The organism is Lysobacter sp. K5869 (genome assembly GCF_018847975.1).
GTDB lineage: Bacteria > Pseudomonadota > Gammaproteobacteria > Xanthomonadales > Xanthomonadaceae > Lysobacter.
Map to the genome: position 1 here is coordinate 1150129 of NZ_CP072597.1, position 22758 is coordinate 1172886.

11 protein-coding genes and 1 pseudogene are annotated in these 22758 nt (G+C 67.7%); 6 read left to right on the forward strand and 6 right to left on the reverse strand.

The window, feature by feature from the left end:
* Nucleotides 1-124: 124 nt before the first annotated feature.
* The 3 genes from recC to recD are packed head-to-tail and all read left to right on the forward strand — an operon-like array spanning nucleotide 125 to nucleotide 8909.
* Nucleotides 125-3493 (forward strand): exodeoxyribonuclease V subunit gamma, encoded by a 3369-nt coding sequence (gene recC / locus J5226_RS04980; RefSeq protein ID WP_215838757.1) that lies wholly within the window; start codon nucleotides 125-127, stop codon nucleotides 3491-3493.
* Nucleotides 3490-7071, forward strand: coding sequence for an exodeoxyribonuclease V subunit beta (gene recB / locus J5226_RS04985; RefSeq protein ID WP_215838758.1), 3582 nt, complete (start codon nucleotides 3490-3492; stop codon nucleotides 7069-7071). The genes recC and recB overlap by 4 nt, the downstream gene beginning before the upstream one ends.
* Nucleotides 7068-8909: an exodeoxyribonuclease V subunit alpha gene (gene recD, locus J5226_RS04990; RefSeq protein WP_215838759.1), complete on the forward strand. Its 1842-nt coding sequence runs from the start codon at nucleotides 7068-7070 to the stop codon at nucleotides 8907-8909. The genes recB and recD overlap by 4 nt, the downstream gene beginning before the upstream one ends.
* Nucleotides 8910-8914: 5 nt before the next feature.
* Here recD and J5226_RS04995 read toward each other — a convergent pair whose 3' ends face one another.
* From J5226_RS04995 to J5226_RS05025, 6 genes and pseudogenes are all read right to left on the reverse strand, one after another.
* Nucleotides 8915-9865 carry an OmpA family protein gene (locus tag J5226_RS04995; RefSeq protein WP_215838760.1) on the reverse strand — a complete coding sequence of 317 codons (951 nt, stop codon included), beginning with the start codon at nucleotides 9863-9865 and terminating at the stop codon, nucleotides 8915-8917.
* A 24-nt stretch (nucleotides 9866-9889) separates the two neighbouring features.
* Entirely contained in the window at nucleotides 9890-10390 is a 501-nt protein-coding gene (locus tag J5226_RS05000) for an OmpA family protein (RefSeq protein ID WP_255323083.1), read from the reverse strand.
* Nucleotides 10391-11449: 1059 nt separating this feature from the next.
* Nucleotides 11450-11965 (reverse strand): hypothetical protein, encoded by a 516-nt coding sequence (locus J5226_RS05010; protein WP_215838763.1) that lies wholly within the window; start codon nucleotides 11963-11965, stop codon nucleotides 11450-11452.
* Nucleotides 11962-12906 carry an RHS repeat-associated core domain-containing protein gene (locus J5226_RS05015; protein WP_255322996.1) on the reverse strand — a complete coding sequence of 315 codons (945 nt, stop codon included), beginning with the start codon at nucleotides 12904-12906 and terminating at the stop codon, nucleotides 11962-11964. Before J5226_RS05015 ends, J5226_RS05010 begins: the two co-directional genes overlap by 4 nt.
* A 10-nt stretch (nucleotides 12907-12916) precedes the next feature.
* Nucleotides 12917-18439 (reverse strand): hypothetical protein, encoded by a 5523-nt coding sequence (locus J5226_RS05020; RefSeq protein ID WP_215838765.1) that lies wholly within the window; start codon nucleotides 18437-18439, stop codon nucleotides 12917-12919.
* 372 nt (nucleotides 18440-18811) lie between these two features.
* Nucleotides 18812-19720: pseudogene (locus J5226_RS05025) on the reverse strand (LysR substrate-binding domain-containing protein); the annotation flags it as partial.
* Between the two features lie 507 nt (nucleotides 19721-20227).
* Here J5226_RS05025 and J5226_RS05030 point away from each other — a divergent pair.
* Genes J5226_RS05030 through J5226_RS05040 form a run of 3 tightly spaced genes read left to right on the forward strand, consistent with a single transcriptional unit; the run spans nucleotide 20228 to nucleotide 22694 of the window.
* The gene (locus tag J5226_RS05030) at nucleotides 20228-20509 is read left to right on the forward strand and encodes a DUF2798 domain-containing protein (protein WP_215838767.1); all 282 of its coding nucleotides are present in this window, start codon (nucleotides 20228-20230) and stop codon (nucleotides 20507-20509) included.
* Nucleotides 20506-21480: an SDR family oxidoreductase gene (locus J5226_RS05035; RefSeq protein ID WP_215838768.1), complete on the forward strand. Its 975-nt coding sequence runs from the start codon at nucleotides 20506-20508 to the stop codon at nucleotides 21478-21480. Before J5226_RS05030 ends, J5226_RS05035 begins: the two co-directional genes overlap by 4 nt.
* Nucleotides 21477-22694, forward strand: coding sequence for an efflux RND transporter periplasmic adaptor subunit (locus J5226_RS05040; RefSeq protein WP_215838769.1), 1218 nt, complete (start codon nucleotides 21477-21479; stop codon nucleotides 22692-22694). The genes J5226_RS05035 and J5226_RS05040 overlap by 4 nt, the downstream gene beginning before the upstream one ends.
* Nucleotides 22695-22758 lie beyond the last annotated feature (64 nt).

The window sequence follows — 22758 nt, forward strand, 5'->3', positions numbered from 1 at the left end:
CTGGGTAACGACGCGTAACCACCGCGCACCGGCGCCGCATCGCGCGCGTGCGCCGGTCACGCGCCGCGCAACCGCCCGATGCGCTGCGCGCGCGTCGCGCCGGCTTGCGGCAACATGGCGCCCTATGCCCGCGCGTCCCGATTTCCGTCTCTACCATTCCAATGCGCTGGACGTGCTGGCCGGACTGCTCGCGCAGGAACTGCGCACGCCGGCGCCCGGGCAGCCGTTGCTGGCGCCGGACACCATCCTGATCCCGCAGGTGGCGATGCGCCGCTGGCTGCAGGCGACCCTGGCGCAGGCGCACGGCATCGCCGCCAATCTGGAATTCCTGACCCCGGGCGAATTCGTCCAGCGCGCGCTCGCCGCCAACGTGGCCGGCGGCGAGGACGACCTCGACGCCGCCGCGCTGCGCTGGCGGCTGTACGCGCAACTGGCCCAGCCGGCGCAATTGCGCGAGCCGGCGTTGGCGTCGCTGCGCGGCTATCTGGACGGCGACGACCCGCTCAAGGCGTGGTCGCTGTCGGGCGAGCTGGCCGGCCTGTTCGAGAAATACCAAGCCTGGCGCCGCGACTGGCTGCTGGCCTGGGACGCCGGCCACGAGCGCCACGACCCGCAGGCCGCGCTGTGGCGCAAGATCGCCGGCGGCCGCCGCTACCGCGCGCGCCGCATCGACGACTACCTGGGCCGCTTCGGCGGCGACGGCGAACGCGACGAAGCGCCGCTCGGCCTGCCGCCGCGCTTGTTCGCCTTCGCCACGCTCAACATCTCGCCCGACGTGCTGCGGGTGATCGCCACCCAGGCCCGCGCCGGCACCCTGCATTTCTATCTGCCGACGCCCACGCGCAAGTACTGGGGCGATCTGGGCACGCTCGCCGAGCGCCTGCGCCAGGGCGAACAGGCCGCGTTCGGCGAAGACGACAACCCGCTGCTGCAGGCCTGGGGCGCGGCCGGGCGCGATTTCATGGCGGTGCTGGGCGGTTACGAGGTCGTGCATCCCTCCGGCGAAATCGCCGCCTACGCCGACCCGGAAGAAAGCCGCTACGACGATCCCGCGCGCGACAGCCTGCTGCAGCGCCTGCAGCGCGACCTGCTGCACCGGCGCGCGCTGCCGGCGCAGCCGTGGCGCGCGCAGCTCGACCGCTTCGACGCCAGCGTGCAAGTCCACGCCTGCCACACGCGCTTGCGCGAAGTGCAGGTGCTGCACGATCAGTTGCACGGGCTGCTCGACCCGACTTCCGAACAAGGCCGCCGCTTCGACCCGCCGCTGCAGCCGCGCGACATCGCCGTGCTCGCGCCCGACATCGATCCCTACGCGCCGCACATCGCTGCGGTGTTCGGCGGCTTGGCCGGGCGGCCGGGCTTCATCCCGTATGCGCTGGCCGACGTCAGCCCGCTCGCCGCCGAACCGCTGGCCGAAGTGTTCCTGCGCCTGCTCGCGCTGCCGGTGTCGCGCTTCGGCCTGAGCGAAATCCTCGACCTGTTGGCGACGCCCGCCATCGCCGAACAAGCCGGCCTCGACGGCGACGGCCTGGAGCGCCTGCGCGTGTGGCTGGGCGAAGCCGGCGCGCGCTGGGGCATCGACGCCGCCCACCGCGGCCGCCACGACGCGCCCGGCGACGACGCCTACACCTGGGCGTTCGCGCTCGACCGCTTGCTGATCGGCCACGCCGCGGGCGACGGCGACGGCGACGACGACGGCGCGCTCGTCGCCGGCGTCGCGCCCTACGCCGAACTCGAAGGCGCCGCGCTCGACGCGCTCGACGCCTTGATCCGCTTGCTGCGCGTGCTGGCGCGGTTCGAACGCGGCCTCGCCGCCGAACTGACCCCGGCGCAATGGTCGCAGCGCCTGCTCGGCCTGCTGCGCGCGTTGCTGCCCGAACGCCCGCGCGACAGCGGCGACCAGCGCACGCTCGAACGCTTGCGCACGCTGGTGGAAACCTTCGCCGGCGACGCCGCCGCGGCCGGTTTCGACGGCGCGGTCGCGCCGGAAGTGGTGCGCGCGCATTTCCGCGCCGCGCTGGCCGAGGCCGACGCGCGCGCGCCGCTGCTCACCGGCGGCGTCAGCTTCGGCCGCATGGTGCCGATGCGTTTGATTCCGTTCCGCGCGATCTGCCTGCTCGGCATGAACGACGGCGACTACCCGCGCCGCGACCCGGCCGGCGGCCTCAACCGCCTCGCCGCCGAACTCGGCACCGGCGCGCGCCGCCACGGCGACCGCTCGCTGCGCGACGACGACCGCTTCTTGTTCCTGCAGTTGTTCGGCGCGTCCTCCGACGCGTTCTATCTGAGCTACCTCGGCGCCGACCCGCGCGACGGCAGCCAGCGCGAACCCTCGCCGCTGGTGTCGGAACTGCTCGACGCCATCGCCCGCTACCACGCCGACCCGGCCCAGGCGCGCGCGCAGTTCACCGTGCGCCAGCCGCTGCAGCCGTTCGCGCCGGCCGCGTTCGGCGGCGACAGCGGCGCCGCCGCCGAGCCGCGCCGCTTCAGTTACCGCAGCGAATGGCGGCCGGCGGCCGAAGCCGGCGCGGGCCGCCGCAACGAGTTGGGGCCGTGGCTCGACGACGCGCTGCCGCCGTTGGAGCACGACGGCGGCGAGCGCCGCTTGAATTACCAGGACCTGCGCAGCTTCCTGCGCGATCCGCCCACGGCGTTCCTGCGCCAGCGTTTGGGCTTGCGGCTGCCGGACGAAATCGAAACCGCCGACGACGTCGAGCCCTTGGTGTTGCCGGGCCGCGGCCTGCTGCGCCAGCAATTGCAGCGCGCGGTGTTCGACGATTTGCTCGCCGGCGACGGCGCGCTCGACCGCGACCGCCTGCAAGCCTCGCTGCGCGCGCGCGCGTTGCTGCCGTCGGGGCCGCTGGGGCGGCGCCAGCTCGACGCCCTGCTCGGGCAAGTGCGGCCCTACGCCGACGCGTTCGCGCGCTGGCGCGGCGGCGCGGCGCAGACGCTGCCGTTCGAGCTCGACGTGGACGGCACGCGCCTGCTCGGACGGCTCGACGAGTTGTATCCCAGCGGCTTGGCGCGGCTGCGCTTCGATACCTTGCACGGCCCCTCGCAGATCGCCCACGGCCTGGATTGGCTGGTGCTGTCGGCGCTCGGCGACGCGCGCCCGCTCGCGCAGTTCGCCCAGGCCAGCGACGGCCCCGGCCCGCACCTGCGCGCCGCGCTGCCGCCGCGGCAAGCGCGTGCCGCGTTGGCCGCGCTGCTGCGCCTGCGCGACTACGGCCTGCGCATGCCGTTGCCGTTCCTGCCGCGCGCCGGCTGGCTTTGGTACGAAGCGGCGATGCAGGACAAAGACGGCTGGGGCAAGGCCGAAGCGCAATGGCATGGCGGCCCGCGCCACTGGGGCGAAGGCGGCCAACCCGGCGTGCGGCTGGCGCTGCGCGGGCGCGATCCGTTCGCCGACGCCGATCTCGGCGAGCAGTTCCGCGGCATCGCCAAGCTGGTGTTCGACGCCGTAGTGCTCGGCCGCGATGAGGACGCCGCATGAGCGCCGAACAAGACCCGGCCGTGAGAGACCCATTTCTCGACTTGCCGCTCGACGGCCTGCGCCTGATCGAGGCCAGCGCCGGCACCGGCAAGACCTACACCTTGGCGACGCTGGTCGCGCGCCTGGTGATCGAGCGCGGCCTGAGCGTGAGCCGCATTCTCGCAGTGACCTTCACCGACGCCGCCACCCAGGAATTGCGCGAACGCCTGCGCCGGCGCTTGCTGCTGGCCGCGCGCATCGCCGCGGACGATCCCTCGCTGGACGAAGCCGACGACGATGCCGAGCGCGCGCTGACCCGCGCGCTGGTGCGCGCGCAAGCCGGCATCGAAGGCGACGCGCCGCTGCGCGCGCGCCTGCAACGCGCCGCGCGCGAGATCGATCTGGCCGCGGTGGTCACCATTCACGGCTTCTGCGCGCGCGTGCTGGCCGAGCACGCGCTGGAAACCGGGCAAGCGTTCGCCGCGCCGGAACTGATCGGCAGCGAACGCGAGCTGCACGACGAGATCGCGGTCGACCTGTGGCGCGCGTTCGGCAACGACGCGGGCGAGGCCGAACTGCTGGCGCTGCAATGGCCGGCCGGCCCGCCGTCGCTGGCCGCCGACCTCGGCGCGTTGTTGCGCACGCCGCTGCTGTTGCCGGCCGCGCCGCGCGCGGCGGACGATCCGCTGATCGAGTTGGAGCAAGCCGGCGCCGCGCTGGCCGAGGCGTTCGTAACCCATGCCGACGACGCCTTCGCCGCGCTCGACGCCGCCATCGCCGGCAAAGTACTCAACGGCAACAGCTACCGCGCCCATCTGCCCGCCGAGCTGCGCGCGCAATTGAGCGCCTGGTGCGCGAACGGCGATTACGGCCAGCCGCTGGACGAGCGCGCGCAGAAGCTCGCGCCCGGCGCGTTGGCGTCGAAGGCGAACAAGGGCAAGGAAGCGCTGGTGCCGGCGTCGCCGTTGTTCGACGCGGTGGCGCGTTATCTCGACGCGGCCCAGCGCCGCGAGCAATGGTTGGCGGGACAGCGGCTTGCGCTCGCGCACCGCATCCGCGCGGCGGCGGCGCAGCGGCTGGCCGAACTCAAGCGCGTGCGCCGGGTGCAGAGCTTCGACGATCTGATCGCCGACGTCGCCACCGCGCTGGAAGGCCCGCACGGCGATGCCCTAGCCCAGCGCCTGCGCGAGCAATACGCGGTGGCTTTGGTCGACGAATTCCAGGACACCGACCCGCGCCAGTGGGCGATCTTCCGCCGCGTATTCGGCGAAGCCGCGCCCGACGGCGCCGGGCTATTCCTGATCGGCGACCCCAAGCAAGCCATTTATGGCTTCCGCGGCGGCGACGTGCACACCTATTTGTCGGCCGCCGCGCAAGCCGAGCCGGCGCCGCCGCTGGACCACAACTTCCGCTCGCGCCCCTCGCTGCTGCGTGCGATCGCCGCGCTGTACGCGCAGGCCGGCGCGGCGGCGTTCGTCGATCCGCGCATCCGTTTCCGCGAAGTCGAAGCCGGCGGCGCGGTCGCCGACGCCGACTTGCAGCGCGACGGCGCCATCGCGCCCGCGCTGACCTTGCGCGCGCTGCCGCCGCCCGACGACGGACGCAAGAAACCCGAATGGAGTTCGCCCGAATCGCGCGAACTGGCCGCGCGCGCCTGCATCGCCGCGATCCACGGCTGGCTCGGCGAGGCCCGCGCCGGCCGCGCGACGATCCAAGGCCGCCCGGTGCGCCCGGCCGACATCGCGGTGCTGGTGCGCAGCCACGACGAAGCCGCGCAGATCCAGCACGCGCTGACCGCCGCCGGCATTCCGGCGGTCGCCGCCGGCCGCCGCAGCTTGTTCGCCACCGAACAGGCGATGGAAACGTTGACCCTGTTCGACGCGTTGCTGCATCCCGGCGACAGCGGCCGCCTGCGCGCGGCGTTGGCGACGGTGTTGATCGGCCTGGACGGCGCGCAGGTCGCGCGCTTGGCCGCCGACGAAACCGAACAAGCGCGCTGGCAAGCGCAGGCGCTGCAATGGCGCGAGCGCTGGCAGCGCCACGGCCCGCTGGCGTTGCTGGCCGACCTGTGCGCGCAGCAGGCGCCGCGCCTGCTCGCGCTCAACGACGGCGAGCGCCGCCTGACCAACCTGCTGCAACTGGCCGAAACCCTGCAGGAAGCCGACAGCCGCGCGCTCGGCCTGCACGGCCTGCGCGACTGGTTGCGCCTGCGCATCGCCGAGGCCGACGACGGCGACGAGAAGCAGCAACTGCGCTTGGAATCGGACGCGCACCGGGTGCAGATCCTGACCCTGCACAAGAGCAAAGGCCTCGAATTCGGTCTGGTGTTCCTGCCGTTCGTCGCGCTCGGCCGCGAACCGCGCGCGGGCCGCTGGTGCGAATATCCCGATCCCGAACACGGCCGGGTGATGCAGTTGCAGAGCGAGCTGTTCGACCCGAACGCGCCGGACTGGGACGCCGCGCGCGAACGCGCCGCGCTGGAAACCCGCGCCGAGGATGCGCGCCTGCTCTACGTCGGCCTGACCCGCGCGCGTCACGCGCTGTGGATCGCCACCGGCCCGCTCTATCACGCGCCGCTGTCGCCGCTGCAACCGATGCTCGCCGACATCGAAGCGCTGGCGCGCGAACCCGGCGTCGCCATCGACGCCGGCGCGATCGAACCCCCGCCCGCGCCGTTGCCGCCGGCCGCCGACGGCGCGGTGCCGCCGGCGCGCGAAGCGCGCAGCAAGGCCGCGCGCGACTGGTGGGTCTACAGCTTCACCCAACTCACCAACGAAGACGCCGGCTTCGACCCGGCCGCGCAAGACGAACGCGGCGCCCAGGACGAACCGGAGACCGCGCCCGCCGCGCCGCTGCCCGGCGACGCGCGCTTCGGCGGCAGCCGCTTCGGCAACGTCGTCCACAACGCGCTGGAACGGGTGGATTTCGGCGCTTGGCGCGAGTGGCGCGAAGGCGATCCGGCGCCGCCGCAACAAGCCGAAATATTGGCCTCGGCGATGGCGAAGGAAGGCTACGCCGAGGCCGAAATCGCCGACGGCGTCGAACTGCTGACGTCGCTGGTCGGCCGCACCTTGGTCGCGCCGCTGCCGGAAGGCGCGCGTCTGTGCGAGGTGCCCGAACCCGCGCGCCGCAGCGAAATGGAATTCCACTTCGCGCTCGACGCCGCGCCGGTCGACGCGCTGCTGGCGGCGCTGCACGCGCACGGGCAAGTGCGCGAACGCCGCGCGTTCGGCTCGCGCCGGCGCCTGGAAGGCTTGATGACCGGCAAGATCGACTTGGTCTACGCGCACGAGGGCCGTTATTACGTGCTCGACTACAAGACCAACCGCCTGCCCGGCTTCGACGCCGCGCAGGTCGAACGGGCGATGGCCGAAAGCGAGTACGACTTGCAATCGCTGATCTACACCGTGGCCCTGCACCGCTGGCTGCGTTTCCGTCTGGGCGAGGCCTACGACTACGAACGCGATTTCGGCGGCGTGCGTTATCTGTTCTGCCGCGGCCTCGACGCGAGCGATCCGAACGCGGGCCTGCACGCGGCCAAGCCGCCGTTCGCCTTGATCGAAGCGATGGACGCGGCGTTCGCGGGAGGCCCGCGATGAGTCTGCTCGACGCCCTGTTCCGCGACGGCGCGCTGCGCACGGTCGATCACGCCCTGGCGCAGGCGCTGCGCCGGCTCGACCGCGACACGCCCGACGAGGTGCTGGCCGCCGCGGCCTTGGCCTCGCAGGCGATCGCGCGCGGCCATGCCGCGTTCGATCCGCGCCGCCCGCAGTTGCTCAGCGAAGCGGCGATCGAATGGCCCGAGCCCGACGCGTGGCTGGAGACGCTGGCGCAATCGCGCTGGGTCGCGACGCCCGCCGCCGACGAGGCCTCCGAAGCTGCCGCGCCCTTGGTGCTCGAACGCGGCCTGCTGTATCTGCGCCGTTATCGCGAATACGAACGGCGCCTCGCCGCCGGACTGCGCCGGATCGCCGAGTTCGCGCCGCCGCCGGCCGATCTGGACGCGCTGGCGCCGCTGTTCGCGCAACTGTTTCCACACGCGCACGACGACGACCGCCAGGCGCGCGCGGCCGCGCTCGCGCTGCTGCGATCGCTGCTGCTCGCCACCGGCGGCCCCGGCACCGGCAAGACCACGACCATCGCGCGCCTGCTGGTGCTGCTGATCGCGCAAGCGCGCCTGGACGGCGTGACGCCGCCGCGCATCGCGCTCGCCGCGCCGACCGGCCGCGCCGCCGAACGCATGGCCGAAAGCCTGCGCAACGCCGCCGAGCGCTTGCGCGAATTGCCGGGCGTCGATGCCGATCTGCTCGCCGCGTTGCCGCAGCAAGCCGGCACGCTGCACCGCTTGCTCGGCGTCGTGCCCGACCGCCCGCGCTTCCGCCACGACGCGCGCAACCCGCTGGCCTTCGACGTGGTCGTCGTCGACGAAGCCTCGATGGTCGATCTGCCGCTGATGTGCAAGCTGGTCGAAGCCGTGCCCGACGGCGCGCGGCTGATCCTGCTCGGCGACCGCGATCAATTGCCGTCGGTGGAAGCCGGCGACGTGCTCGCCGCCATCGTCGATGCCGCGGGCGACGACGACGGCTTGCCCGCCGCGCAAGCGCTAGCGCTGCGCCCGTTGCTCGGCGACGCCGTGCCGGTGTCGCCCGCGCCGACCCGGCTCAGCGCCAGCCGCGCGCACCTGCGCCGCGGCTACCGCCAAGCCGAAAGCCTGCAACTCGCGCCGCTGGCCGACGCCGTGCGCGCCGGCGACGCCGACGTCGCGCTGGCCCTGCTGCGCGGCGGCGAACTGCGCGGCGTGCATTTCCACGAAGACGTGCACGACCCGCTCGCCAGCGGCGGCCGCGAGCGCCTGCTGCCCGCGTGGCGCGCCATCGGCGAGGCCGACGATCCCGAACAAGCGCTGGCCCTGGCCGCGCGCCTGCGCCTGCTGACCGCGCTGCGCGACGGCGGCCAAGGCGCCGCGCCGCTCAACGCGCGCATCGAAGAAGCGCTGGCCGGCGCCCACCGGCCCGCCTACTTCCACGGCCGCCTGCTGCTGATCACCGAAAACAGCTACCGCCACGGCCTGTTCAACGGCGACATCGGCGTCTGCCTGCGCGCGCGCGCCGCCGACGGCCGCGAAGACCCCGCCGCCGGCACCCTCGCCTGGTTTCCCGGCGGCCCCCAAGGCCCGCGCGCCTTCCACCCCTCCGCCCTGCCCGCCCACAGCGGCGCCTTCGCGATGACCGTGCATAAATCGCAAGGCTCCGAATTCGACCGCGTGTGGCTGCAACTGCCGCGCCAGGACGCGCGGCATTTGTCGCGCGAGCTGGTCTACACCGGCCTCACCCGCGCCCGCGGCGAACTGCATCTGGCCGCGAGCGAGACCGTGCTGCGGCTGGCGCTGTCGCGGCATGCGGCGCGGGTGTCGGGGTTGGCTTGGCGGTTGGGGTGAGACGCTCAGTCCGTGGTTTCGGATTCGTAAGCGATGTGCGCACGGCGATTCTTCGCCCGTCCTTCCGCGCTAGCGTTGTCGCCGATGGGGCGGGCCGCGCCGAAGCCCTTGGGGGGATTCAGCCGCGCCGGTGGTATGCCGTGATCGATGAGCCATCGATGCATCAGTTCGGCTCGGCGCAGCGACAGGCGTACGCAGGCTTCGCCACCGCACTCCTCGGTGTCGGTGTAGCCGACGACGCGCAGCCGCTCGTCAGCCGGCACCGTCGGAATCATGGCCAAATCGTGCCGTAGCGCGGCCTCCGACAGCTTCGGCAGAGGCGCCGATGCCGGCAGCAGTGGTTCATCGATTCGAGGTTCGCCCGATTCGAAATGGATACCGTGGAAGTCGTCGGCGTTGATGAAGACCTGAGTACGGTCCGCGGGTAATTCCTTCGACACAGGTTCTTCGTCGATCCAGACCTCGACGCGACGCGAGATATTTCGATCGCCTTCGGCGTAGATTACAGAGCCCATATAAGGACCATTACCTACCGCTCTCAGCCTCGATCTCGAAATTCCGTTCGCGACCAACCAATCGATCAGTACCTGCGCGCGCCGCTGCGACAGCGCGATGCATTCGGCGCCCGCGCATTCGATATCGTCCGTCGACCCGACCACTTTCACGGGCATGGAACCCAGGCGCTCGATCAGCCTGAGATTGTCGCGCATGTGCGCGCGCATGAGCCCGGGTCCCATCATCGATTGATATAGGCGCTCGCCCGCCACCGGGTGGCCGCTGCGGAACTGTGGCGAGAAGAATTCCGGTCCCTCCGGGTAAAGCACGTCCGCGTAGCGTACGTGCGAGGCCGCGCAAGAGGTCAGAAAGGCGAGTAGAACGGCTGATGCCGCCGCCCGCACGATTCGATCGGCAGTGGCGCCGCACTCGATATGCGCTATCGCATTCGTCGATATCATGAAGCCCTCAAGTACGGGTCTGCCTCACTCATAGCTGATATATGCGCGCCGATTGAGCGCGCGCCCCGCTTCAGTCACGTTGTCGCCGATGGGTTGTTCTGTGCCGAAGCCTTGTGGCCGGGACAGCCTCGTTCTGTGCACGCCGTGATCGACGAGCCAATCGGCCAGAAACTTGGCCCGGCGCAGGGACAACTCACGGCAAGCGACCCCGGAGCACTCGGCCGAATCGGCGAAGCCGGCGGTTCCCAGAGCGATGTCGGTGGGCGCCGCTTTGAGCAGTTCCAAGTCGCTTTTCAGCGCTGCTTCGTCGGCGGGCGATTGAAGCGCCGCAAGGGAGGGCGTCTCGCCGGCGCGAGGTCGGCCCGCCTTGAATGTGATGCCGATGAAGTCGGCGGGGTCGGAAAAATAGATCCGATGGACGTTGTCGCTTATTGAGGATGAGGGAACTCGCTCGGTCGCGTGCGCGAAAATGGCGAATGCAAAACATGCGATCGCAATCAAAGTGATGTGCCGGCAAGATGTCATGAGCAAGCTCTTCCTTGATCGATGTTCATGCGTCGCGCCTCAGGCATAGAAGAACCGCTGCGTAGATTGTTTGGGTCGTTTGTTCGAGGGTGGATCGCCGCTAAGCGTCGAGGTGCCGGATTGTCTTATTGGAGCGCTCGCGGCCATGCGTCGTTAGAAAGAAGATCGTACTTGCTCAGGCCCCTCTCTATACCCAACGGAATCCGAAGAACGACGTGATTTAGCACCTATGCGGATCGGCTTGTATAGCGAAGTTCGTATGTTCGCTCAATCGACAGACTGCAAAATTTCCACTCGCCGATTTCTGGCTCTTCCTTCAGCGGTCTCGCCTATATCTAGTGGCATGACACTGCCTCTTCCATTGGGAGGATTGAGCGATTTCGGAGATATGCCTCTCGAAATCAGCCACCGGTAAACCAATTCCGCTCTCGCGGCTGACAGGTCTTTGCACGCGACTGCGTTGCATTCGTTGTAATCCGTGTAGCCGATCACATCGAACTTTAGGTGCGGATTGTTTTCTATGATCTGCTTGTCCCTTACCAACGCTTTCAAATCGAAGCTGCGGCTAGCCAATGCCGACGCCAGTGACTCGTTCGTCCGCGGATGCCCAGACTTGAATTCGACCGAAGTCGTGGACAGCCCACAAGATGACGATGGCAATTCTCCTTGAGTCGAATTATTAGAGTGAGTCCGAGGCAGTTGCGTGCAAGAGCAGGCGGTCGTTAAAAAAATGGCCAGGGCTGCCGATCGGATCGATGTAGCACTTGCGCTGACCGTCATCGCAACTTCCTTCCATGCAGGCATTGATGGTGCTCCGTGCGCGCGGGAGGTCACCTGAGGTCTCGACTTCGGCCGACTATGCGCTGGAGCCGGCGGCATTTTTCGTGGAACTTAGGACGAGCCCGCATGCTGCTTAGGGGCCATGCCATCGCTGAAATCAGGCTCCAATCGGCGTCCCTAAAAGACTGCAGTAGGGAATGGAATTCCAATGCGCGAGCATGGCGATCTCTCTCGTCGGAGCGTCAGCATCGAAGACTGATGCGACTGTCCGCGCCACCTCTACGGCGTGAGCTTAGGCAGCTTCTCCGCCGCGGTTTGTACGATCCCAAGCTTCTTTCCGAAGCGCTCAAAGAAATCCGGCTCCTCGATGCCTATGCCGTAAGTCTTGCCCAATTCGGATGTGACATAAGGGGTGTCATAGGAAATAAGTCTGAAATAGGTGTTGCGCGGCTGGGCTAGCACTACAGCATCCGCCGAGAAAACTATTTCCTTCGATTTATTTATTTTCCCGGCGATGATGTAGTTCTCCGAAATCAAGATCGGGGCGGGCCCGCAGAGCTTTACTTTTCTTCCAGGGCGGATATCGCCTTTTAGCGCCTGCCGAACTCTCATTAGATATATGGCGTTAGGGTTTTCACCAGCGCATGAGCCGAGGCTTGCGCTGACAACAAGGCCGGATACTACGGTATCTGCATCTTCGTAGACCGAACTGAGTGGGCGAGTAATGCCATTCTCCGCGTGGCTTTCGACGGAAACTGCAAGAAGAATAAGAAAAACAACGGGCACCATTTTCATTGCTGTTTGTCCTTTTGATCGATATTCCGATGTCCCCCGGCAGGAAATCCAAGCGACCTCTGGAAGTTGTCCGCGTCAATTTCATACGCTGATCCAGGGCCCATATGCATCCTTGCGTCGCGTTGTTCATTGTAGATTAGGACGTTGCCGGCAGTGAAGTGATGGATCTCATGGAGCATCATGCCCAAATGGAAGCCCGCCCATAAATTTGAGAACGGCGTGGCGTTAATGATCATGTCGTAAGTGGGCGGCTTTGTAACGAAGGCCTTCTCAGCTCCGGTTTGCTCCACGGACATATAAACACTCATTTTGTTGAATATTTGGACGTGCTCGTTCAAGCCCCGTTCGCCTAGTTCTTTTCCTGCGCGGTTGAGTGCGTCAGCGGCTTTTTCCCGTTCGGGATAAAGCTCGTCGGCTTTATTTGATCCAGTTGCTAGCGGAACTGGTGTTTGCGACCGAGCGTTGTACGACTGAATAACCGTTATGTCACTCGCCGAAAAGGTCTTTGTATTGAAGCAGATGCGAGTGCCTGTGCGCGGCTCACAGCGCCCATCCGGATCAGTGAATTTATATGGGTTGTTCAATGCATAGGTGTAGCGGCCGAATCCACCGCCGGTTTTTGTATCGGTCATTACCGGGTCGACGCTAAGGAATCGTCCGATTTCTGAATCAAAGTAGCGTTGTTGCATATAGGACAAGCCGGTTGCCGAGTCGCTTACGTGCCCGGTGTATCCAGGGCCGTCCGAGGGAAGGCGATTGGTTAGGCGCCCGTATGGTTCGTATTCGCTACGTTCGACCACGTTCTGGCTGCTATCGGTCACGGCGACCGGCGAACCCAGCCCATCAGTGTGGATGTACTCCACCACGACTTGAGCTCGAGCTGAGAGCGAAGAAGTTACAAGTGCTACGGTCCACGCCCACTTCGGAATGTTCCTTTTCATTGTATTCGCCTCAATCCATCGGCTCAGTGCGTCGGGTCGCGGGATATGCCGGCGTCGACCACGCCGAGCACCCACCCGTCCCGCAAGCGCGCACCGCATAGTTCAACGCGCAGTACTGTCCGCTAGAGGCCGAAGCCACCTGCGTCGCCGCGCCGCGATACAGCAGCGCGCCGGTATCCGCCGACTGCAACTCATAGTTCTGTGTTTTCGCGGAGGCGTTCCAGCGCACCGTGCAGGTGTCGTTGACCACGCGCCCACGCAACGTATTGCGCAACCAGTCCGCCAGCGTGATGGCGGGTGCCGCGGGCGGCAGGTCCACGGTGATGAAGCGCGCCTCCGAATACGGTCCGCAGCCGGGGTAGTGGCATCCACGCGCGCGGTAGGCGTAGCGGCCGTCGCCGCGGCCGCTGATGGTCGCGTTCGGCGCCCAGTCTTGGTACACCATCGTCCAGGCGCCGCCTTCGCGGCTTTCCTCCAATTGATAGGACGTGGCGCCGGCGACCATGTTCCAACTCAATGCATAGGTGCCGGCGTTGCTGGTGGCCTCCAGATTGATCGAGGGTGCGGTGGTCGGCGGTCCCGTCACCGCGACGCTGACCTCGGCCGAAGTAGCGCCGCAGCCGGCGGCGTTGCAGGCGCGCGCGCGATAACGATAGGTTCCGGTATCGCCCCCGACGATGGTGCGACTCGTGTCCGCCGACTCTTGGATCAGCGTCCAACCGCCGCCCAGCGCGCTTTGCTCCAGTTGATAGCGATTCGCCCCGCCGACAGCGTTCCACGCGACGACGAAACTGCCGCGATCGCTCTGCGCCGGCGCGCTCAAGGTCGGGGCCGAACCCGGCGGGTACAGAACCGAGACGTTGCTGACGGCTGAGGTCGGACCGCAGCCCGCCGGGTTGCAGGCCTTCGCGCGATAAGCGAACTCCCCGTAAGGCTTGGCCGAGAACGCCTGCGCGAGCGCTGCGCCGCTGTAGGCCGTGCTCCAAGCGCCACTGTTGAAGCTCTCTTCCAGCGCATAGTCGGTAGCGCCGCCGACCGCGGCCCAGCTGACGTTGTACAGCCCGTTCAATGCCGTGGACGGTGCGGCCAATACGGGCGCTTCGGTCGGGGGGCGTTGCACTTGCACGGTCGCCTCCACGCTCCACAGGCCGCAACCGCCACTGCCGTTGCAGGCGCGCACCCGATAACCGTAGCCGCCGCTGACATGCCCGGAAATCGCGCGGCTGCGTTCGGTGCCGCTGTATAGCGCCTGCCAGGCGCCGCCGTTGGTGCGTTCCTGCAACTCGTAACTGCCGGAAGCGGTAACGTTGCTCCAGGTGACGGTGTAACTGGTTTGCGAGACATAACTGGGCGCGGACAACACCGGCACATCGGGGGCCGTCGGCGCGGTCGCCTTCGCCACCAAGCTCCCGTTCAAGTGGAAGTAGGCGGTGTCCTTCTCCTTGCGGAAGTCGCGCTGATAGCGCAGCACGCCGTCCTGGCTGTACATCGAGACGATGCGGCCGAGCGAGGGACTGGTGGACAGCACGCGACGGCCGTGGGCGTCGTAGCGATAGGATTCGGCATCCTTGGCTTCGCGCAGGCGGTTGCCGAAGTCGAAATCGAACGACTGGCCGTTCTTGTTGCGCAGGTTGCCCTGCTCGTCGTAACCCAGGCCGATTACGCCGGCGCCGGCCGGAGTCTTGACCAGTTCGAGCTGGTTCAATCCGTTGTAGTGGTAGACGTGCTGACGACCCGGAACGATCGCCGTGCCGGCAACGTCGACCGTGCGCAGATTGTCGAGCGCGTCGTAGCTGTAGGACGCATTGCCGAACATCGACGACGCGGCGGCCGTCAGCCGGTCCAATCCGTCGTAGGTCATGCTGCGGTTGCCCGGCGCGCCCGCGCGGCCGTCGCTGATGGCGGCGACGTTGCCGTTGGCGTCGTAGTCGTAGCTGTCGTCCAGCACGGTGGCCGTGCCGGCGTCGCGGCTGCGCTCGGCGAGGCCGCGCGCGTTCTGCTGCAGGGTATGGACGATGCCGTTGCCATAGACGAAGCGCGCCATGCCGCCGTTGGCGAAATAGCTCACCTCGCTGGCGTAGCTGCCCGAGCGCGTGGGTTGGCCGAGGCCGTTGGTGTCGTAGGCGATCTGTTGCCCGTTGGGATAGGTGTGCGAGGCGAGTTTCCCCTCGTTGGTATAGCCCAGTCCGAAACCCCACTCGAAGCTGTCGAAAATCATTTGCTCGGCGGTCGGCAAACGCAGTTTGTTGTACGAGTAGCGGTTGGTGACCGTGTCGCCGCCGGCCTTGTTCTGAGTCGCGATTTCCTTAGGCAGGCCATCGGGGTAGTACGTCCAGGTCTGGTTGCCGCGGCCGTCCGGGAAGCTCAAGGTCTTGACGCGATTGCGCGCGTCGTAGGTGCGGCCGACCGCGCGGCCGGAGGCCAAGGCCTCGTCGCGATTGCAGTTGTCGGTCGCCCCCAAGGACAGGCCGGACGCGCTCCAGGCGGGATTGTTGGCCGCGTCGTAACCGACCACGGTGGCGCCGGTTTCGGGTTCGACGGTCTTGCACAGGCGATGCTGGCCATCGAAGACGTAGCTTCGGGTGACCTGCGTCGCTCCATCCTCGCTGCTGCGACGAATCGCGGTCGCGGCGCCGAGAACGTCGCGCCAAATGTTGGTGCGCGCCCCTTCAGGATGAACGATCGACACCGGCGCGTCGGTGCTGGGTTGGTCGAAGGTCTGGTAGGCCGTGGTGGTTTGGGACTGGCGCGGGTTGGTGGTGCGGGTGAGGAACCCCGCCAGATACTCGGTGCGCGTGCTCAACCGACCCAATTCGCTGTCCTGCTGAACCAGCGAAACGCGGCCGAGGGTGTCGTAGTCGGTGTAGGCGCCCTTCAACGTCGTGGAGAAGACATCGGGGAAGGCTTCGGCATAGCCCAGCGGATAGCTAGCGAAAACCGTGCGCCCTTTTTCGTCGTAGCGTTGCACGCTCGCGCGCAACGTACCCGGGATGTCGGCGCAGTCCCATTCGTGGGTGAGGACCGGCCGCCAGAAGCCATCCAGGAACACGTTCTTGCAGTAGCGTCCACCGACGATCGTGGTGTGCTTCCAGTGGCCCGGTGCGAGGCCGTACTCCGTCGTGTCCCGGCGGGTCAGGCTGATCTCGGTCGAACTCCATGTGTTGGTGTCGCCGGTCGGCGGCGTAACCGTATTCAACCGGCCCGCAGGATCGTAGGCGTAGCTCGTGGTGTAGCCGTTTTCGTCGGTCACCGAACTCAGCCAGCCGTTGTCGTCGACTACGGCCGCATCGCTGCTGGCGTCCGCGTACTGGATCGATTGCGGCACGCCGCGCTTCCAAGAGCCCAGAGTGGTGACGTTGCCGGCGCCGTCGGTGACCGTCGCGAGAGTGCCGTCGGCGTTGTAACCGTAGCTTTCGATCAAGCGGCCGAATGCGTAGCGTTGCGAAGGCCGCGCCTGCGCGTCGTAAGCGGTTTGGGACGTTACCCAGCCGGTGTCGGAGTTGGTTTCCTTGGCGGGCTGCCCCAACACCCACAGGGCGAGATCGTCGTGGTACTCGGTGGCGGTGGTGCGGCTGCCGTCGTTGGCGGTGCCGGAGGACCATGCCGTCGTGTTGGTCGGCCGCGCCAGTGCATCGAAGGCATTGATGGCGCGGTTGAACGCGGCGCCGTCCTGTTGCGTGGACACGTTCTTGAGCGGCCGGTTGGAATTCGGCAGCTTGTCCGCGTATTCATCGCCGTTCGTGCCCATCCAATCGGGAAAGGGCATGCCGCCGGCTTCGGCGTCGCCGACATAGGTGTTGAGCGCGGTGCGGTAGGTCGTGCCGTCCTTTTTGGTTTCGACCTTGAGCAGTTGCCCCTCGTTGATGTCGCGGTCGCGCCCGAAGGTGTGGACGTTTTGGGTGCCGTCGGGCTCGGTGACGGTTACGGTCTTGTAGTTCGGGGCGGGCGGCGCGTACTTGGCGTTCCAGCCCGCACCGATATCCCATCGCGACTCGTCCTGCGTTTGATAGCCCTCGCCCAGGCCGTCGTAGCCGTAGCGGTAGACCTTCTCGGCGACGCCCGCGGCGCTGACGTGCTTCTCGACGATCGACCACGTGTCGTGGAAGGTGGAGTAGCGGTTGCGGGGACTGTTGTCGTTGATGCCGGTCTCGCAAGAGAAGGGCACGTTGGTCCGACCATGCCGCATCGACTTGAAGACGTACTCGGCGACGGCGCCGGAGGGATGGGTGATGCGCGCCTTGCTGAGGGTGTCTTTCAAAATAGCGCCCGGCGAACAGGGCACGTTTTGTTTGATATAGGTCTGATTGGTGTCGGGATTGAGGAGATACTCGGCGACGTCGAGCCGGAAGGTGCCGAGTTGTCCAGGGCCTTCGTACTTCCAGGCAGTGCCGTCCGGGTTTTGAATGTTGCCGCCGTCGCCCGACGGATAAGCGAAGTACCAGGTCCGGCCGTTGGCCGTGGCCGAGAGGAGGTTGGTCTGCACGTTCCCGGCGAACAGGTACGGCGCCGGATCCGTGTAGGTCATCGTGATCTCGCGCCCGTCGTTGGCGTAGATCCGCTTGGGATGGTCGTACTCCCACTCGTACTTCACCCAGTTGCCGAAGCGGTCCTCGATCTTGGTGACGTAGAGCTTGAGTTTGTAGCGGTGGAGCAAGGCATTGGAGACGTTGTATCCCCAGGGATGGGTGATCGACGAATAGCGCCGATAAACGAGCCAGTCGAAGGTGTATTTGCTGCCGTCGGGCGCATAGCCGACGAGGCCTTTGCCGGGGCCGTTCTGCACGCTGGGCAGTTCGGAGAAGTACCAGCCGTCCTTGGTGGCGAAGGTGTAGGTCACCGAATTGTTCGGCTTCACCCGTTTGGGATCGTCGGTGATCTTGAGCAAATCGCCGCCGCCGCCGCCGTTGAGGGTCAGGCGGTTGCCGCTCCAGAACATCGAGTAGTCGAAGTCGACGTAGCCGTTGTTGACCGGCGACGGCACCGGCACCCAGCCGTTGGCCTCGGCGCTTTTGCTGTGATGCACCGCGCCGACATAGGGGATGTCCAGATCCCAGTTGCCGTTCAGCGGTCCGCCCGTGATGTCGTGCGGATCGAGGAAGACGCCTAGCGCGACCAGCAGCGCGCTGTTGCCCGGCAGCGAGATCACGTCGTGGCTGAAGCGCACGGTCCCGTTGAACAGATTCACCTTGTCGCCGAAAGCGTCGTCCGACAGGGGCGAGACGTTCTCGGTGGCGCGCACGCGCTTGGCGTACTCGTTCGGCCAGTCGGTGTTTTGGGCGCGCGCTGGGCTGAGCGCGAACGCCAAAGCGAAAAACAGCGTCCAGGAGAAACCGAATCGCAGCGCGTCGCTGCGAAGAAATCGTGCGTTCATAAAATTCATGAATTCATCCGTGTGATCCGGCCGTTGCGGCTGGAGTCGATCGTTCAGGGCGTCCGTGGCCTGCCCCGGCGCGATGATCGCAGGAGCTGAAATCGTGATGCAAGGCTGATTTTTTGTGCGTCGCGATGCGCGTGATTTGCCGGTATCGTTCAAGCGCAAAAAGCATGCGGTGCGCGCAACTCACACAGCCACCCAAAAAAAACCCCGCCGCCTCGACCGCGAGACGACGGGGGATCCACACAACGAACTGGTTCGGCGCGCAGCGCCTGCGGGTTACGCCAGCGCGGCGTCCTCGTCGCTCGGCGTGTCGTCGCGCTTGGCCGGCGCGTCGGGTTTGGCCGCGCCGCGCGATTTGCCGGGGCGCTTGCCGCCGTCCACCGCTTCGGCGATGGCTTCGATCGCTTCCACCACCGGCACCGCGATGGTGCGGGTTTCGCCGGCTTCCTTGGCGAAGCCGTGGGCGAGCGCGGCTTCGGCTTCCTCGGAAGCCTTGCGGAAGCGCTTGGCGTCGGGGCACAGCACCTGCATGTAGTCGGCGTCGAAGTTCAGGCGTTCGACCAGGAAGTCGACGAAGGCGCGCACTTTCGGCGATTGCACCTGGCCGCGCGGGAACACGGCGTTGAACTCGTACTCCGGGCCGGTCCAGCCGGCCAGCACGCGCTGCACGTAGCCTTGTTCGGCGAAGGCCTTGACGGTGACGTCGGCGGCCAGCATCAGCGCTTCGCCGCACAGCAGCGCGCCGCGCAGCGGGCCCGGGTCGTTGGCGACCATGACCGGGTCGATCACGTAATCGACGGTGCGTTCGCCGTCGCTGAGCGGCCACACGTATTCGTTGTTGCTGCGCCGCGACTTGGGCATGGCCAGGGTGCGGTGGTGGCGCAGGTCGTCGGGGTGCAACGGTTCGCCGTGGCGCGCCAGGTAGTTCGGGCTGGCGTAGATCTGGGTGCGGAACACCGCGAGCTTGCGCGCGATCAGGTTGGAATCGGGCAGCGCGCCGACGCGCAGGGCGACGTCGATGCCCTGGTCGATCATGTCGACGGTTTCGTTGCTGAGGTTCATCTCCACCCGCACTTCCGGGTGGCGGGCGTGGAATTCGCCCAGCAGCGGCGCGATCCAGGTGATGCCGACCGAGTACGGCGCGGTGATGCGCAGCCAGCCGCGCGGGCCGCCTTGCAACTGGCCGACCGCGCTTTCGGCCTCGTTCAATTCGCGGGCGATGCGCTGGCAGTGTTCGAAGTAGACGTTGCCGGCCTCGGTGAGGCCGAGCTTGCGGGTAGTGCGGTGCAGGAGCTGCGCGCCCAGGCGCGTTTCCAGTTCCTGCACCTTGCGGCTGACCGTGGTCTTGGGCAGGCGCAGCGCCTGCGCGGCGGCGATGAAGCTGCCGCTTTCGACCACTTTGACGAAGATCAGCGTGTCGTTGAGATCGTGAGCCATGGGGGTATGGACTCCTGGTTCGATGGCCGGAACACAGCGCCGCATGCCCGGGATCGGTCAGCGATTGTGTTCGAACGCGAGACGGAAGTTGTGTCGATGTGTACGTGCAGCGATGACGCGGGGTCGGCAGCGATGCGCGGTCGTGGCGGGCGCGTCGGCGACGCGGTACCGGACGCGGCCCGCCGGAATGGGACCGGCGCAGTCCATTGGGTTGGCGCCCGCCGGCTCCTGCCGGCGCGGTGTACGTGATGACGGCTGTCACCGGCGTGGATTGATCGCCTCCACTGCCGCCGTCGACGGCGAACGCCGAAAGTGGCGCCGTCGTGCGAAGCATCGCGTGGCGGGCCCCTTCCGCGAAGTTTGGGTTGGGGGCGGGCCACCCGGCCTTCAAGGGGGCCGGACCGAGATTGGACCGTTGCCGGGACAATTATTCCCTGAATCCCGGGCTAATCAAGACCCGTTCGCGTCTCTACTCTTTGCCGCACATCGTCACGAGGTCCCCCCGCCATGTTGACTCCACGCCAAGCCCGATACGCCTTCCTGCCGGTGATGTCGGTGGCCATGTCCGCCCTGATCGGGTTGGCCGTGGTCGTGTTCCGCCAAGGCCTAGCCCAGGGCGCCGAAGAGGCGTGGATGCTGGCCTGGGTGCTCGCCTTCACCATCGCCCTGCCCGCGGCCATGCTGTTGATGCCGGCCGTCGGCGCTGTGCTCGCGCACTACACCCGGGATGACAAGCGTCACGGGATCGTCCCGGTTGTGGGAGAGAAAGTCCCAGGGGCGGGACAATGAAAGCCCCTTTGGTTGTACTCGGTGCCACCGGCGGCGTTGGCCGCGGGGTCGTGCAGGCCGCGATCGACAGCGGCCGCCCGGTCATCGCGGTCGCGCGCCGGTCCAGCGAACTCAAGGCGCTCAAGGCCGGCTACCCCGACGCCGACCTGACCGTCGTCACCGGTTCCGTCGCCAACGACGCGGCCGGCGCCAAGCTCGCGCGCGCCCTGCGCAAGCTCGGCCGCCCGCTCGCCGGCGTGGTCGCGGCGGTGTGCGGCGGCGCCGAGCGCGGCCGCCTGCTCGACAACCCGGCCGAGTTCCTGCGGCGCAAGCTCGACGAGGACCTACTCCCCCACCTCGCCGCGGCGCGCCACTTGCTGCCCCTGCTGGCCGAACGCGACCGCGGCGGCACGTATGTGCTGATCGGCGGTCCCGGCAGCGAACACCCGTGGGCCGGTTACGGCCACCGCTCGATCGGCGCCGCCGCGCTGCGCATGCTCGCGCGCGTGCTGCACGACGAAGCCCGCCAACTGGCGGTGCGGGTGCAGCTGCTGGCCGTGGACACGCCGGTGTGCACCGAGTTCAACCAACGCCATTCCTGCCCCGAATGGCCCAGCGCGCTGTCGGTCGGCCAGCGCGCGATGGCATTGATCGATCACGACGTGAGCGAGGAACCGCCGCGTCCGATCGTGCCGTATGCGTTGCGCATGCCGGCGCCGACCTTGCTGCCGCCGCGGGCGAGCGTCCCCCCTCCGCCCGCCAGCCGCGTCGACGACGCCTCGCCAGCCCGCTCCGCCGACCCCGCTCCGCGCTCCGCCGCCCCGCCCACTACCAGCCGCCACACCGTACCCAAGACGGTCCCGCTTCAGGCAACTGCGCAAGAACCGGATTGTTCGCCGGACGACACCCAACAACGATGTCTGCACGACGCGCGCGCCCTGCTGAAGTCGCTGACCGCACCGAATCCCAAACAGGAACCCACCCCACGATGAGCACCCGTCACTTTTCCGTCCGCTCCGGCAAGCCCGGCGTCGGACTCTCCGTGCTCGCGTTGACCGCGAGTCTCGTCATCGCCCTGGCGGCCGTCGGTTGCGGCAGTCAGGCCGCTCCGCACGAAGGCGGCGCGCCGCCGCCGCCGGAAGTCAGCGTCGCCCAGGTCCTGAGCAAGCAGGTCCGGCAGTGGGACGAGTTCACCGGCCGGGTCAGCGCGCCCGAATCGGTCGAGCTGCGCGCCCGCGTCAGCGGCTACGTGGATCGCGTCGCCTATAAGGAAGGCCAGGACGTCAAGAAGGGCGACCTGCTGTTCGTGATCGACCAGCGCCGCTACCGCGCCGAACTCGCCCGCGCCCAGGCCGAACTGGAACGCGCGCGCGCCGAAGCGCGTCTGGCCCAGACCCAGGACAAGCGCGCCCAGACCCTGGTCGAGGCCAAGGCGATCTCGCGCGAAGAGTTCGAGACCCGCCGCGCCGCCAGCACCCAGGGCGACGCCGCGGTGCGCGCGGCCGAAGCCGCGGTCGCCTCGGCCCAGCTGGACCTGACCTTCACCGAAGTGCGCTCGCCGATCAGCGGCCGCGCCGGCCGCGCCCTGATCACCGTCGGCAACCTCGCCTCGGCCGATCAGACCGTGCTGACCACGGTGGTCTCGCAGAACCCGATGTACGTGTACTTCGAGGCCGACGAGCAGACCTACCTGCGCTACAACGATCTGGCCCGCAAGGGCGAGCGCGCCGGCGACAAGAACCCGGTGCGCGTCGGCCTGGCCGGCGAGAGCGGCTACCCGCACGCCGGTACCGTGGACTTCACCGACAACCAGCTCGACGCCAACACCGGCACCATCCGCGCCCGCGCGGTGTTGCCGAACGAAGACCGCGTGCTGTCGCCGGGCCTGTTCGCGCGCGTGCAGATGGAAGGCAGTGGCGACTTCAAGGCCATGCTGGTCGACGACAAGGCGGTGCTGACCGATCAGGACCGCAAGTACGTCTACGTGCTCGGCCCGAAGAACGCCGCGCTGCGCAAGGACGTGGTGCTCGGCCGCATGATCGAGGGCCTGCGCGTGGTCCAGTCGGGTCTGGCGCCGGACGACAAGGTCATCGTCCACGGCGTGCAGAAGGTGTTCTTCCCGGGCATGCCGGTCCAGCCCAAGACCATCGCCATGGGCGCGCCCGCGCCGGTGCCGCAGGCCGCGCAGGCGGCCGGGTCGAAGTGAGTCCGCGATCGAACACACCCTTCCGAACCGGTTGAGCCGTCCGCTGCGGTTGCCGCGCACGCGG